The sequence below is a fragment of the Micromonospora sp. CPM1 genome, from assembly GCF_023896895.1.
In the GTDB taxonomy this organism is placed as follows: Bacteria; Actinomycetota; Actinomycetes; order Mycobacteriales; family Micromonosporaceae; genus Micromonospora; species Micromonospora tulbaghiae.
This window is the reverse complement of record NZ_JAMHIU010000013.1, coordinates 125,187-139,077: the sequence shown is the minus strand read 5'-3', so window position 1 is coordinate 139,077 and position 13,891 is coordinate 125,187. Positions and strand designations below refer to the sequence as shown.

Sequence of the window (13,891 nt, the reverse complement as noted above, 5' to 3'; positions counted from 1 at the left end):
CGGAAAGGTTCTGGCCGCGCGGCCTCGACGGTCAGGAGACGGTGCAGGCGGAGCCGTTCAGGGTGAAGGCGGCGGGCCTCGGATTGGCGCCGGTGTGGGTGCCGTTGAAGCCGAAGCTCGTCGACGCCCCCGGCGCCAGCGCGCCGTTGTAGGACAGGCTCGACGCGGTCACCGCGGTGCCGGTCTGGGTCACGTTCGCCGACCAGGCCTGCCCGACCTTCTGCCCGCTGTTGCCGAACGTGAACGCGAGCGTCCAGCCGTTGATCGCCGTGGTGCCGGTGTTGGCGACAGTGACGTTCGCGGTGAACCCGGTGTCCCAGGTGTTCGCCGTCCACGTCACCGCGCAGGCGCCGCCCGTGGGCGGGGCCGTGGTGGTCACTGTGACGCCGGGCGAGGCCGGCGAGACGTTGCCGGCCGCGTCCACCGCCACCACAGTGAAGGTGTACGTGGTGGAGGCGGTCAGCCCCGTCACCGCCAGCGTGGTGCCGGTGGCGGTGCCGACCAGGACGTTCCCGCCCCGGTAGACGCGGTACCCGGTGACCCCGACGGCGTCGGTGGACGGGCCCCAGGTCAGCGTCAGGCCGGTCGGGCCGACCGCCGAGGCGGTGGGCGTACCGGGTGCGGTCGGCGGGGTGGTGTCCGGCGCCGGGCCGGCCGGCGTGGTGACGCTGACGGCAGCCGACGACGCCGAGCGGTTGCCGGCGCCGTCGAGCGCCCGCACGGTGAACTGGTACGTCCGCTCCGGCAGCAGCCCGGTCACCGCGAGCGTGTTGGTGGTGGCGGTCCGCAGCACCAGCGCGTCGCTGCCGGTCTGCGACTGGGTGATCTCGTAGCCGGCCAGGCCGCTGCCGCCGGTGTCGGTGGACGCGGCCCAGGTCAGCGTGAGCCCGCTCGACGTGACGGCGGACGCGACTGGCGTGCCGGGCACCGAGGGCGCCGTGGTGTCCGGCGTGGCCGGTCCGGGCTCCTCGCCCCAGACGCGTACGCCGGCGGAGTAGAGCGGCACCTTACGGTTCGGCCCGGCCGTGGCCTGGTACGACGGGTCGTTCGTCGGATCCCAGGTGCCGCCCTCCGGCACCCCGATCTTGAACTGGACCTCCATCCGGTGCTGCGACTGGCCGGCGGGCGCGATGGTGTAGCCGGTGCAGTCGACCTCGACGTACCAGATGTCGCCGGAGAACTGCTTCGCCGCCGACGGGGACGGGCAGCCCTGGGTGTAGCCGGGCGTGACTGTGACCGGGCCGGTGCCGTCGGGCCGGAAGAAGTACCGGAACTTACCGGTGGTCAGCGCCCGGGCCGGGAACGCCGACTTGTTGTAGACGATCGCCTTGAGCCCGGTGGCGCGCGGCTCGGCCTGCATCACGGTGGTCTCCACAGTCAGCTCGTCCAGGTCGGGCGTCTCGGCGACCGGGAAGCCGGCGAGCGGGCTGCCGCCGTACTCGTTCGTCAGCCGGGCCAGCGCGGAGGTGAACCCGGCGTTGTAGTCGGTGGCCACCTCGTTCATCACGTAGTCCGACCGGCTGTCGGTGTACGCGTCGTTGGCCGAGGACGGGCCGCCGACCAGCGCGCCGTAGAGCACGTGCCGGGTCTCGGTGGGCACGGTCTGGCTGTCCCACCAGGAGCCGTGCGCGGTGCGGTGGTGCGGGTTGCGCGGCGAGTTGGCGCCGAAGCCGATCTGGTAGCTGGAGTTGCGCGGGTTGTCGCCCAGCGCGTAGTTGATCTGCCGGACGGCGAAGTCGTGGTAGCGCGACTTGCGCGTGGTGTCGGTGGTCCTGTCGCTGTAGACCAGCGCGGCGAACGCGGTGTTGGAGGCGTACCGCAGCGCGCCCCAGGAGTCGAGCACGGCCATCCCGCCGGGCGAGTACGGCACCCGCTGCCCGTTGACGCCCACGGTCCAGTAGTCCAGCCACCGGTTGGCGTCGTCGACGTACTTCTGCTTGCCGGTCAGGTTCGCCAGCAGCACGTACGCGCCGAACTGCTTGTTGTCCCAGGCGATGGTCCACTTGTAGGAGCGGGTGGTGGACTGCGGCTCGGTGCCGAGCTTGTCGTACTCGCTCTCGGCCTTGGCCAGGTAGGTGGCGTCGCCGGTGGCCCGGTACAGCCAGATCGCGCCCCAGACCAGTTCGTCGGTGTAGCCGCTCCACGACTTGTAGAAGCTCGTCGCGTCGGTGATGCACTCGTGGTAGTTCTTCCGCACGGTGTCGGCGAACGTGTAGAGCTGCTTGGCGTGGCCGAGCAGCTTGTCCGCGTAGGCCGCGTCGGTGGGCCGGAAGACCATCGACGAGGCGGCCATCGCGGCCGCCGTCTCCCCCGCCAGGTCCGCGCCACCACAGCTCGCGTCGATCTTGTACGCGGGCCGCGCCATCGGCATCACCTCGGCCGGGCCCCACCACTTGTGGTCGTCGTCGCCCTTGCCGACCTGTCCGTAGAGGACGTTCGGGGCGGGGTGCGCCTTGACGAAGTAGTCGTTGACGAAACGCAGGTTGTTGAGCAGGTGGGTGAGCTGGCCGGAGGCGGCGTACCCGTCGCGGTACTCGACCGCGCCCCACGCCAGCATGGTGGCGCTGAACGCCATCGGGAAGCCGAACTTCACGTGGTCGCCGGCGTCGTACCAGCCGCCGGTGAGGTCGACGCCGACGTCGGCGCCGTCGGTGAGCGCCGAGTCGCCCCGCCAGGACACCCGGTTCCAGGAGGGCTTGCGGCCCGACTGCTGCGCCTCGTAGAAGAACAGCGACTTCTGCAACGCCTCGGCGTAGTTGAACGCGGGCGCGGCCTGCGCGGCGGAGGCGGACACGGGTGGCGGGGCGGCGACGGCAGTGGCCAGGCCGACGGCCAGCGCGGCACCGGCGGCGAACAGCCGGCGGAGCCGGGACCGGCCTCCCGGCGGCGGAATCGGACGGGGCATGGCGAGCTCCTGTGGCTGGCGCCGGGCGGCAGCCGGAGCGGGGACGGGTTCGCAGGGCTCCGGCTGCCGCGTGGCGGTGGTGGTGGGTGTCCGCGGGAGGTTCGGGAGCGCTCCCATGGACAACCGACAATGTAATGCGCCGTTCATCACAGGGGAAGACCACGCTGATCCGCAGCACCCGGGCGTACTCACGGGTAACCATCGGGAGCTGGATCACATCATCGAAACTCCTCAATATTGAGCGCGTTAAGTCCCAGCTCAGCGACATCGGCACGGTGGTGGACACGCCCGCGAGAGCGCCGGCGGCGGCCCGGCCGTCCTGGCATACGAACGTACGGTTGCCCGGCCGCTCGGCCCCGCGGGACAGTACGCCTCACCTGCGGTGCCATCGACGCCGCCGCTCCCCGGACGACACTGAGGAGATCGCGATGGCTCTACGACTCGCCGAGGGCACCTCCTGGTCCGACACGCTCGCCCGGGCGGTGACCGCCACGCCCGAGGCGTTCGGCACCGGCCCCGACGGCACCACCACCCTGCACAACCTCGTCCAGGGCGACTGGCGCGCGCTCGGCACGCCCACCGCCGTGCGTACCCCGGTGGACAACACCGTGCTCGTACACCTGGCCCGGCTCGACGCCGACACGGCCCGCGCCGCCGTCGCCCACGCCGCCGCCGCGCACCGGGAGTGGGCGCAGACCCCGCTGGCCGAGCGCGTCGCCCGGGTCACCGACGCGCTGGACGCGCTCACCGCGCACCGCGACCTGCTCGCCCTGCTGCTGGTCTGGGAGATCGGCAAGCCGTGGCGGCTGGCCTGCGCGGACGTGGACCGCGCGCTGGACGGCGTGCGCTGGTACGTGCAGGAGATCGAGCGGATGCTCGCCGACGGCCGGGAGCCGCTGCCCGGCCCGGTCAGCAACATCGCCTCCTGGAACTACCCGATGAGCGTGCTGGTGCACGCCGAGCTGGTGCAGTTGCTGGCCGGCAACGCGGTCATCGCCAAGACGCCGTCGCAGGGCGGGGCGGTCTGCCTCACCGTCGCGCATGCGCTGATGCGCCGCGCCGGACTGCCCGCCACGCTGCTGTCCGGCAGTGGCGAGGAACTGTCCGAGGTGCTCGTCCGCGCGCCGGAGATCGGCGCGGTGGCGTTCGTCGGCGGGCGCTCCAACGGCGGCAAGGTCGCCGCCGCGCTGCTCGACTGCGACAAGCGGCACTTCATCGAGCAGGAGGGCCTGAACGCCTGGGGCATCTGGAACTTCTCCCAGTGGGACTCGCTCGCCGCGCACCTGCGCAAGGGCTTCGAGTACGGCAAGCAGCGCTGCACCGCGTACCCCCGGTTCGTGGTCCAGCGCGACCTGGTCGACGAGTTCCTCGACATGTACCTGCCGGTCGTCCGCTCGATCCGGTTCGGCCACCCGCTCGCCGTCGGTGACGACTGGTCGGCCGGCGACCCGCTGCCCGAGCTGGACTTCGGGCCGCTGATCAGCGCCGCCAAGGCCGACGAGCTGCGACGCAAGGTCGACGAGGCGGTACGCGGCGGCGCCGTGCCGCTGCACCGCGGCAAGCTGGACGGCGCCCCGTTCCTGGACGGGCAGGACACCTCCGCGTACGTCGCCCCGGCCGTGCTGCTGGCCCCGCCCGGCCGGTCCCGCCTCATGCACGCCGAGCCGTTCGGCCCGGTGGACACCATCGTCGTGGTGGACACCACCGACGAGCTGCTGGCCCAGATGAACGCCTCCAACGGCGCGCTCGTCGCGTCGCTCGCCTGCGACGACGAGGAGCTGGCCGGCAAGCTGGCGGTGGACCTCCAGGCGTTCAAGGTGGGCATCAACAAGCCGCGCTCCCGGGGCGACCGGGACGAGCCGTTCGGCGGCCGGGGCGCGTCCTGGAAGGGCGCGTTCGTGGGCGGCGACCTGCTCGTGCAGGCGGTCACGGTGGGCGGTGACGGCCGGCTCTACGGCAACTTCCCCGACTACAGCAGCTACCCGGCCACCTGATCCGCACAGACGGGCGGGGCCCCCGCATCGGGAGCCCCGCCGTGTCACCGTCCTCCGTATCGGAGGTCGGCCCCTGTGGCGCGTGACCGCGCCGGTTCCGGCCGCCGGGCCGTACCCCTCGGGTGTGCCGCGCCGTTGCGGCGCACCTCCGGGGTCCGGCCGGTCGGCCGTCAGCTCAACTCGACCGCTGCGCGGGCACCGTCACCTCGGCCCGCGCGGCCGGCTCGGCCACCGGCCGTGGAGCCAGCGGCAGCGTCGCGGTCAGCACGCCGCCGTCGCGTTCCATCGCCACCGGCCGGTCCAGCCGGCGCAGCGTACGCAGCATCGGCGTGTTCTCGGACTGCACGTGCAGCAGCACGGCGGCGTACCCGGCCCGGTCGGCGTGCCCGACCAGGCGGCGCAGCAGCGCCGAACCGAGGCCCCGCCGCTGCCAGTCGTCGCGGACCAGCAGCGCCGCCTCGGCCTCGTCGCCCTCACCGAGCAGGTTCGCCATCGCCACGACCGGCTCCGCCGCCCCGCCGGAGCCCGCCGTGGCGAGCAGGGTCACGCCCCGGGCCGGCTCCAGCAGCCGGCGCAGCCGGGCCGGCGACGGGTCCGCCGCCCCGCTCAGGTAGCGCCGCTGCCGGCTGCGCGCCGAGCAGGCGGCGTGCAGATCGCGTACGCCGGGGACATCCTCGGCGGTCGCGGCCCGCACCGACACCTCGCCGCCGTCCGGCAGCACCAGCGTGATCCGGTCGGCGTCCCGCCGGGCCAGCGTCGCGGCCAGCTCGACCAGGGCCTGCGCGCGGGCGTACTCGGCCGGGGTGAAACTCGGCTCCCGGCGGTGCAGTTCGTGCGCGCCGCCGGCCGGGTCGGCGAGCACCATCGTGGTGCCGCCCACCCCGCCCGGCGCGGTGGCGGACGCCGGACGCCAGGTCACCGTGTCGGCGCCGAGCAGCGTACGCAGCACCTCGCCGGTCGCCTCCGGGTCGCGGACCAGCCGCCCGGCGAGCCCGAGCACCCGGGTCGGCTCGTCGGCCAGCCCACGAGCCCCGCTGCGCGCGACCCAGCAGTCCCGGCCCCGGCCCCGCTCCACGGCGGCCCGCAGCTCCGCCTCGGTCACCTGCTCGGGCGCGTCGACCAGGAAGTCGTCGACCGCGCCGGCCTCGGTGGTGTGCACCTGCACGCTGAGGATGTTGACCCCGCGCAACGCGAGGCTCGCCGTGAGCACCGACAGGTAGCCCGGCCGGTCGTCCACGGTGGCTCGGATCCGCCACAGCGCCATGGTTGTCTCCCTTCCTCGGCACCGACCATGCCGTCCGCCTGTTGCGGGCCCGTTGCCCCGGGGTGACGCGGGCCGTCCGGTCAGGTGACGGTGGTCACTGACGGCGCGCCGACCAGGTCCAGCCGATCGCCGAGGATCACCGCGCTGGCGCGGACGAGCTGGGCGAGCCGGTCGACCTCGGTGGAGTGGAACCCGGCGGCGGCGAGCGGCTCGCTGTGGTCGCGGGCGACCACGAGCACCAGCCCGGCCCGGCCGAACGGCGCCACCGCGTAGTGGTGCCCGTCCGGGCTGGTCATCGAGCGTGCCCGCAGCGGGGTCACCTCCGGCAGGCGCGGCGGCGACGGCGCCCGCCAGCTCGCGTGCCCGATCGCGGCGACACCCGCCTCGCCGCTGCGCGAGGCCCAGTCCAGCGGTACGACGGCGGCCACCGCCCAGTCCGCGGCGAGCAGCCCGGGCACCGCGTCGACGAGCGTGGCCACCCCGTCGACCGGGTTCGCCGCCACCTGGGCGAGCAGTTCGGCGTCCTGGCCGGTGGTGGTGGGCGCGCCGATCGCCCGCCACACGCCGTCCACCCGGACGCCGGGGATCGCGGCCAGCCCGGCGAGCATCCGCTCCACCCGCGCCGCACCCGGCCAGACCACAGTGAAGTCGTCCACCGCCCGGCCGCCGAGCCGTTCCAGCACCACCACCTGCACGATGTCCGCGCCGGAGACGCCGAGTGTCCGGGCCACCTGGCCGAGCGTGCCCGGACGGTCCGGCAGGGTCACCCGAACTCTCAGCAGCATGTCTGATCCCCTCCGCTCGGCGGGCCGGCCGAGCGGCCGGCAGGCTGGGGCCCAGCCTGCCGGTTGACCATTTCGCCCCTGTTGCAAGGGCATGTCCCGCCGGGAAAACCCGACCTTGACAACAAAGCTGAGCTGCCATCAACTAATCGGATGACCGATCCGGCCGCCGATGTCGCCGCGCCCTCGACCGGTCCGGCCCCGCGCGGGCTCGACCTCGACCGGCTCGCCACCCACCTGGCCGTCCACCGGCCGGACCTGAGCGGGCCGCTGTCGGCGCGGCTGATCGCCGGCGGCAAGTCCAACCTCACCTACCTGCTGGGCGCCGGTGACCGCGAGGTGGTGCTGCGCCGGCCGCCGCTCGGGCACGTGCTGGCCACCGCGCACGACATGGCCCGCGAGCACCGGGTGATCTCGGCGCTCGCCCCGACCGGCGTACCGGTGCCGGAGGCACTGCTGCTCTGCGCCGACGAGAGCGTCATCGGTGCGCCGTTCTACCTGATGGCGAAGGTCGACGGCGAGGTCTACCGGCGGCGGGAGCAGACCGACGCGCTCACCGCCGCGCAGCGGCGCGACCTCGCCATGGCGATGATGGACACGCTCGCCACGCTGCACCGGGTCGAGCCGGCCGAGGTGGGGCTGGCCGACTTCGGCCGCCCGGAGGGCTACCTGGCCCGGCAGGTACGCCGCTGGGGCGGCCAGCTCGACCGGTCCCGCAGCCGGCCGCTGCCGGGCATCGACGAGCTGCGCGACGCGCTGGCCGCCAGCGTGCCCGAGGGCGCGAACGCGGGCCGGATCGTGCACGGCGACTACCGGCTGGACAACCTGCTCGCCACCGTCGACCCGGTGGCGGTGCGGGCGGTGCTCGACTGGGAGATGGCCACGCTCGGCGACCCGCTGGCCGACCTCGGGCTGCTGCTGACGTACTGGGACGTGCTCGGCGACAGCGACCACGGCGAGGGCAACCCGGTGGCCGACGGCATCGGCCCGCGTGCCGGCTTCCCCACCGGCGCCGAGCTGATCGAGCGGTACGCCGGGCGCAGCGACGCCGACGTCGGCCCGCTGCACTGGCACGTGGCGCTCGGCTGTTTCAAGCTCGCGGTGATCTGCGAGGGCATCCACTACCGGCACACGCTCGGGCAGACGCTGGGCGAGGGTTTCGACCGGATCGGCAACATGGTGGCGCCGCTCGTGGCACACGGGCTGCGCGCGGCGAGGGAGAGCTAGATGGAGTTCGCGTACGACGACCGGACGGTCGAGCTGCGGCAGCGGCTGGAGGCGTTCCTCACCGAGTGCGTGTACCCGGCCGAGCCGGTGCACCACGAGCAGGTGCTCGCCGCCGGCGACCCGTGGGCCCGCCCGCCGGTCATGGAGGAGCTGAAGGCGCAGGCGCGGGAGCGCGGCCTGTGGAACCTGTTCCTGCCCGACGCCCGCTACGGCGCCGGCCTGACCAACCTCCAGTACGCGCCGCTGGCCGAGCTGACCGGCCGCAGCCCGCACCTGGCGCCGGAGGCGCTCAACTGCGCCGCGCCGGACACCGGCAACATGGAGCTGCTGGCCGAGTTCGGCTCCGAGGAGCAGCGGAAGCAGTGGCTCACGCCGCTGCTGGCCGGCGAGATCCGGTCCGCGTTCTGCATGACCGAGCCGGAGGTGGCGTCCTCCGACGCGACGAACATCGCCACCCGGATCGTCCGCGACGGCGACCACTACGTGATCAACGGCCGCAAGTGGTGGTCGTCCGGGGCGATGGACCCGCGCTGCGAGATCTTCATCGTGATGGGCAAGACCGACCCGGACGCCGACCGGCACCGCCAGCAGAGCATGATCCTGGTCCCCCGGGACACCCCCGGCGTGACGGTACGCCGCGGGATGCGGGTCTTCGGCTACAGCGACGCCCCGCACGGCGGGCACGCCGAGATCGACTTCACCGACGTACGAGTGCCGGTGGACAACCTCGTCGGCGAGGAGGGCACCGGATTCGCCATCGCCCAGGCCCGGCTCGGCCCCGGCCGGATCCACCACTGCATGCGCCTGGTCGGCATGGCCGAGCGGGCCCTGGAGCTGCTCTGCCGGCGCGTGCTCGACCGGGTCGCGTTCGGCCGCCCGCTCGCCGAGCAGGGCGTGGTACGCGAGTGGATCGCCGAGTCGCGGGTCCGGATCGAGCAGGCCCGCCTGCTGGTGCTCAAGACCGCGTGGCTGATGGACACCGTCGGCAACAAGGGCGCGCACACCGAGATCCAGGCCATCAAGATCGCTACCCCGCTGATGGCCGAATGGGTGATCGACAAGGCCATCCAGGCGTACGGCGGGGCCGGGGTCAGCCAGGACACCCCGCTGGCCGAGCTGTGGGCGCAGGCCCGCACGCTGCGCCTGGCCGACGGCCCGGACGAGGTCCACCGCGCCTCGCTGGCCCGCCGGGAGCTGCGCCGTCACTCCTGACCGGCGCCCCGCACGGGGTGGGTCAGGCGGAGGCCCGGTGGACGAGTTCGGTGTCCAGCAGCACGTGCGGCGAGGGGACCTCCTCGCCCCGGATGCGGGAGACCAGCAGCCGGGCCATCTGCCGGCCCATCTCCTCCACCGGCTGGAACACCGTGGTCAGCGGCGGCTCGGCCTGGCGCGCGATCGGGGCGTCGTCGAAGCCGATCACCGCCACGTCCTCGGGCACCCGGCGGCCGGCCTCGCGCAACGCGCGCAGCGCGCCGAACGCCATCAGGTCGGAAGCGACGAACACCGCGTCCAGCTCCGGGCAGACGTCGAGCAGCCGGCGCATGGCAGCGGTGCCGCTGCCCTCGCTGAAGTCCCCGTACGCGATCAGGCCCGGGTCGACGCGGACGCCGGACGCGCGCACGGCCTCCTGGTAGCCGGAGAGCCGGGCCAGGCCGGCGCCCATGTCCTGCGGGCCGGCGATGGTCGCCACCCGCCGGCGGCCCTGGCGGAACAGGTGCTCCACCGCCTGGCGCGCGCCGCCCACGTTGTCCATGTCGACGAACCAGGCCGGCTGCGCGTTCGGGTGCAGCATCCGGGCCGGCCGGCCGCCGAGCACAGTCGGCAGCCCGCGCTCCTCGAGCAGCGTGGGCAGCGGGTCGGCGTCGTGCAGGGAGAGCAGGAGTACGCCGTCCACGTGCTGGTTGGTCAGGTGGTGCTCGACCCGTTCCCGCTCGATCGGCGACTGCACCATGGCCAGCCAGAGCTGCATGGGCGTCTCCACCAGCCCGGAGCTGACACCCCGGACGATGGCCGCGAAGAACGGCTCGGTGAAGACCCGCTCCCCCGACTCGGAGACGACCAGGGCCACCGAGTCGGTCCGCTGGGTGACCAGCGCACGGGCGGCGCGGTTCGGCACGTACCCCAGCTCGGCGATGGCCTGCTGGACGGCGGCCCGGGCCTCCGGGCTGACCTGCGGCGAGCCGTTGACCACGCGGGAGACCGTGCCGCGCCCGACGCCGGCGCGGGCCGCGACCGCGTCGAGGGTCGGACGCCCGAGCGAGCGGGTGCGCTGCGTTGTCATCGTCTGTTGCTCCTCCGACGGTCGGGCGGACCCGGCACCGATTGAGGCGTCGGCGCCGGGCCGCCCGTTACTGGCTGGCCCAGCTTATTGTGCGGGCAGTCCGTTGCGTCGGATCACGTCGGCGTACCACCTGGCGCTGGACTTCGCGATCCGGGCCTGGCTGTCGTAGTCGACATAGACCATGCCGAACCGCTTCGTGTAGCCCCAGGCCCACTCGAAGTTGTCCATCAGCGACCAGGCGAAGTAGCCCTTGAGCGGCACGCCGGCCTCGATCGCGGCGTGCGCCGCGCGCAGGTGCGCGGCGAAGTAGGCCAGCCGGTCCGGGTCGTCCACCCGGCCGTCGACGAGTTCGTCGACGAACGCCGAGCCGTTCTCGGTGACGTAGAGCGGCAGGTCGGTGTACTCCCGGTGGACCCGCTCCAGCGTCTCCACCAGGCCCGGGGCGTCGATCTCCCAGTTCATGTCAGTCACCGGGACACCCCGGGTGACGAACCGGACGTCCTCGCTGCCCGGCCAGCAGGACTGCGCCCGCCAGTAGGGCTCCGGCTCCGCGCCCTCGACCGGCGCGGCGACCACGTGCCGGCTGTAGTAGTTGACCCCGACCATGTCCAGCGGCGTGGAGATGGTCGCCAGGTCACCGTCGCGCACGTGCCCCATGTCGGTGACCTGACGCAGGTCCGCGACGAGATCCGCCGGGTACGCGCCGCGCAGCACCGGGTCCAGGAAGAACCGGTTCGCCAGCGCGTCGATCCGGCGGGCCGCGTCGGCGTCCGCCGCCGATCCGCTCGCCGGGGTCACCGGGTACAGGTTGACGGTGATGCCGAGCTGCGCCTCCGGGCGGACCGCGCGGACCGCCTGCACGGCCAGGCCGTGCCCGAGCATCAGGTGGTGCCCGGCCCGGACCGCGTCCGCGCCGTCGGAGCGGCCCGGCGCGTGCACGCCGGAGCCGTAGCCGAGGAACGCCGAGCACCACGGCTCGTTCAGCGTGGTGAAGTACTTCACCCGGTCACCGAGCGCCTCCGCGACCAGGTGGGCGTACTCGGCGAAGCGGCCGGCGGTGTCGCGCGCCGGCCAGCCGCCCGCGTCCTCCAGCGGCTGCGGCAGGTCCCAGTGGTAGAGCGTCAGCCAGGGCTCGATGCCGTGGCCGAGCAGCTCGTCGATCAACCGGCGGTAGAAGTCCATGCCCTCCTGGTTGATCCCGCCGCTACCGCCCGGCTGCACCCGCGGCCAGCTCACCGAGAAGCGGTACGACCGCAGGCCCAGGTCGGCCATCAGCCGCACGTCGTCCGGCATCCGGTGGTAGTGGTCGCACGCCACGTCGCCGGTGTGCCCGGCCACCGTCCGGCCCTCCGTGTGGCTGAAGGTGTCCCAGATCGACGGGGCACGGCCGCCCTCCGTCGCCGCGCCCTCGATCTGGTACGCGGCGGTGGCCGCGCCCCAGAGGAAGTCGGGCGGGAAGGTGAGGGCCGGACCGGCGTCGAGGACGCCGACGGCGGGCGGGCTTGCTGGGTTGCTCACGACTTGACGGCGCCTTCCATGATGCCGCCGATGATCTGGCGGCCGAACAGAACGAACACGATGAACAGGGGCAGGGTCGCGATCAACGTACCGGCGAAGATCTGCGAGTTGTCGGCGAAGTAGGCGGTGTTGAGGCTGCGCAGCGAGATCTGGACGGTCGGGTTGGACGGGTCCGCCAGCACCACGAACGGCCAGAAGAACTGGTTCCACTGCTCCATGAAGGTCAGCAGGCCCAGCACCGCGGCGGCCGGACGCAGCGCGGGTGCCACCACGTGCCAGTACACCCGCCAGGTGGAGCAGCCGTCCACCCGGGCGGCCTCGATCAACTCGTTCGGTACCGCCTGCTCGGCGTACTGGCGCATCATGAAGATGCCGAAGCCGCCGATCAGGAACGGAACGGTCACCGACGGCATGGTGTTCAGCCAGTCGAGCTTGGCCATCAGGATGTACAGCGGCAGCACGCCCAGCTGGATCGGCACCATCATCGAGGTGAGGATGATCAGCAGCAGCGCGTTCTTGCCCCGGAAGCGGAGCTTGGCGAACGCGAAGCCGGCCAGCGAGCCGAAGAACACCGTCGCGACGGTGATCGTCCCGGAGACCAGGAACGAGTTCATCAGGCCCTTGACGATGTTGGCGTCGCTGTTGGCGAGCACCCGCTCGATGTTCTCGCCGAGCTTGCCGCCGGGCAGGAACGGCGGCGGCCACGAGTTGGCCGCGTCGTTCGTCCGGCTGGCGATCACGATCATCCAGTAGAACGGGAACAGGGACAGCAGCACGCCGAAGATCAGGCCGATCATGGTGAGCGGGCTGGCCTTCCAGAGCCGCTCGGCCTGGTGGGTGGTCTTCACCGGCGGGCTCTGCCGGGTGGGCGGGCGGACGGCGGTGGTCGTCATCTCGTCACCTCACTTGTCGGAGCTGATGCGGCGGGCGAGCAGGTAGTTGATCGCCGACATCAACGCGATGAGCACGAAGAGCACGAGCGCGACCGCTCCGGCGTAGCCCCACCGGAAGCGCTGGTTCATCACGTCGAGCAGGTACATCGTGATGGTCTGGAACTGACCCTCCGAACCACCGGAGAGGCCGCCCGAGCCGCTGGTGAACAGCAGGGGCTCGGTGAACAGCTGGAGGCCGCCGATGGTGGAGATGATCAGCGTGAAGATGATCGTGGGGCGCAGCTGCGGGACCGTGATGGACCAGAACTGGCGCCGCCGGGAGGCGCCGTCCAGCGCCGCGGCCTCGTACATGTCCTTGCTGATCGACTGCATGGCGGCCAGGTAGATCAGCGCGTTGTAGCCGACCCAGCGCCAGTCGACCATGGTGGAGATGGCGAACCAGGACGCGAAGCGGTTCGCCCGCCAGTCGATCGGGTCCAGGCCGACGCTGTCGAGCAGCCAGTTGACCAGGCCGAAGTCCTTGGCGTAGATCATCGAGAAGATCAGCGCGACCACGGCGGTCGAGGTGATGATCGGCATCGCGATGGCCATCCGGAAGAACGTCTGCGCGCGCAGCTTCCGGTTCAGCGCGTTGGCGAGCATCAGCGCCAGCAGCAGCTGGGGCACCGTGGAGAGCAGGAACATGCCGAACGTGTTGACCACCGCGTTCCAGAACTGCGGGTCCTGGGTGATCAGCTCGACGAAGTTGTCCATCCCGACGAAGGAGATCGTCGAGTTCAGCGGCGACCGGTCGGTCAGCGCGATCCAGACCGTGTACGCGATCGGGTACACGCCGAACACGGCGAAGATCACGAAGAACGGCAGGACGTACAGGTACGGCGAGTACTTCAGGTCCAGGCGCGTCAGCGAGGCGGCACGGCGGCGCGAGTGACGGGCGGCGCGCGGCGGGCCGGGATCGGGCGGCGCCGCGGCGTGCAGGTCGAGGCTCATGGGGAGTCCTTCTCCTCAGCCGGCGTCACCCGCCACA

At 72.6% G+C, this 13,891-nt stretch carries 10 protein-coding genes; 3 read left to right on the top strand and 7 right to left on the bottom strand.

Annotated features, from left to right (window positions below; translation table 11 throughout):
• Nucleotides 1-31 precede the first annotated feature (31 nt).
• On the bottom strand, nt 32-2,905 hold the full coding sequence (locus tag M8C11_RS17840) for a glycoside hydrolase family 9 protein (RefSeq protein ID WP_252450886.1): 2,874 nt from the start codon (nt 2,903-2,905) through the stop codon (nt 32-34).
• A 428-nt stretch (nt 2,906-3,333) separates the two neighbouring features.
• On the opposite strand from M8C11_RS17840, the gene M8C11_RS17835 reads away from it, so the two are divergent.
• Nucleotides 3,334-4,899 carry an aldehyde dehydrogenase family protein gene (locus tag M8C11_RS17835; protein WP_252450872.1) on the top strand — a complete coding sequence of 522 codons (1,566 nt, stop codon included), beginning with the start codon at nt 3,334-3,336 and terminating at the stop codon, nt 4,897-4,899.
• Between the two features lie 175 nt (nt 4,900-5,074).
• Here M8C11_RS17835 and M8C11_RS17830 read toward each other — a convergent pair whose 3' ends face one another.
• Both M8C11_RS17830 and M8C11_RS17825 read right to left on the bottom strand, forming a co-directional pair.
• Nucleotides 5,075-6,163: a GNAT family N-acetyltransferase gene (locus M8C11_RS17830; RefSeq protein ID WP_252450861.1), complete on the bottom strand. Its 1,089-nt coding sequence runs from the start codon at nt 6,161-6,163 to the stop codon at nt 5,075-5,077.
• Nucleotides 6,164-6,243: 80 nt separating this feature from the next.
• Nucleotides 6,244-6,948 carry an amino acid-binding protein gene (locus M8C11_RS17825; protein ID WP_120570959.1) on the bottom strand — a complete coding sequence of 235 codons (705 nt, stop codon included), beginning with the start codon at nt 6,946-6,948 and terminating at the stop codon, nt 6,244-6,246.
• Between the two features lie 150 nt (nt 6,949-7,098).
• On the opposite strand from M8C11_RS17825, the gene M8C11_RS17820 reads away from it, so the two are divergent.
• Nucleotides 7,099-8,172, top strand: coding sequence for a phosphotransferase family protein (locus tag M8C11_RS17820; protein ID WP_252450858.1), 1,074 nt, complete (start codon nt 7,099-7,101; stop codon nt 8,170-8,172).
• Entirely contained in the window at nt 8,173-9,384 is a 1,212-nt protein-coding gene (locus M8C11_RS17815) for an acyl-CoA dehydrogenase family protein (protein ID WP_252450855.1), read from the top strand.
• A 22-nt stretch (nt 9,385-9,406) separates the two neighbouring features.
• Here M8C11_RS17815 and M8C11_RS17810 read toward each other — a convergent pair whose 3' ends face one another.
• From M8C11_RS17810 to M8C11_RS17795, 4 genes are all read right to left on the bottom strand, one after another.
• The gene (locus M8C11_RS17810) at nt 9,407-10,453 is read right to left on the bottom strand and encodes a LacI family DNA-binding transcriptional regulator (protein ID WP_120570962.1); all 1,047 of its coding nucleotides are present in this window, start codon (nt 10,451-10,453) and stop codon (nt 9,407-9,409) included.
• An 84-nt stretch (nt 10,454-10,537) separates the two neighbouring features.
• Complete coding sequence (locus M8C11_RS17805; RefSeq protein ID WP_120570963.1) at nt 10,538-11,971, bottom strand: GH1 family beta-glucosidase; 1,434 nt, start codon at nt 11,969-11,971, stop codon at nt 10,538-10,540.
• A complete protein-coding gene (locus M8C11_RS17800; protein ID WP_199733042.1) occupies nt 11,968-12,768 on the bottom strand; it encodes a carbohydrate ABC transporter permease in 801 nt (266 codons plus the stop codon). Before M8C11_RS17800 ends, M8C11_RS17805 begins: the two co-directional genes overlap by 4 nt.
• A 105-nt stretch (nt 12,769-12,873) precedes the next feature.
• Nucleotides 12,874-13,854, bottom strand: coding sequence for a carbohydrate ABC transporter permease (locus M8C11_RS17795; protein ID WP_120570965.1), 981 nt, complete (start codon nt 13,852-13,854; stop codon nt 12,874-12,876).
• Between the last annotated feature and the right edge of the window lie 37 nt (nt 13,855-13,891).

Coding starts and splice junctions, on each gene's coding strand:
- M8C11_RS17840 (WP_252450886.1), bottom strand. CDS start 2,905: ATGCCCCGTCCGATTCCGCCGCCGGGAGGCCGGTCCCGGCTCCGCCGG.
- M8C11_RS17835 (WP_252450872.1), top strand. CDS start 3,334: ATGGCTCTACGACTCGCCGAGGGCACCTCCTGGTCCGACACGCTCGCC.
- M8C11_RS17830 (WP_252450861.1), bottom strand. CDS start 6,163: ATGGCGCTGTGGCGGATCCGAGCCACCGTGGACGACCGGCCGGGCTAC.
- M8C11_RS17825 (WP_120570959.1), bottom strand. CDS start 6,948: ATGCTGCTGAGAGTTCGGGTGACCCTGCCGGACCGTCCGGGCACGCTC.
- M8C11_RS17820 (WP_252450858.1), top strand. CDS start 7,099: ATGACCGATCCGGCCGCCGATGTCGCCGCGCCCTCGACCGGTCCGGCC.
- M8C11_RS17815 (WP_252450855.1), top strand. CDS start 8,173: ATGGAGTTCGCGTACGACGACCGGACGGTCGAGCTGCGGCAGCGGCTG.
- M8C11_RS17810 (WP_120570962.1), bottom strand. CDS start 10,453: ATGACAACGCAGCGCACCCGCTCGCTCGGGCGTCCGACCCTCGACGCG.
- M8C11_RS17800 (WP_199733042.1), bottom strand. CDS start 12,768: ATGATCGGCCTGATCTTCGGCGTGCTGCTGTCCCTGTTCCCGTTCTAC.
- M8C11_RS17795 (WP_120570965.1), bottom strand. CDS start 13,854: ATGAGCCTCGACCTGCACGCCGCGGCGCCGCCCGATCCCGGCCCGCCG.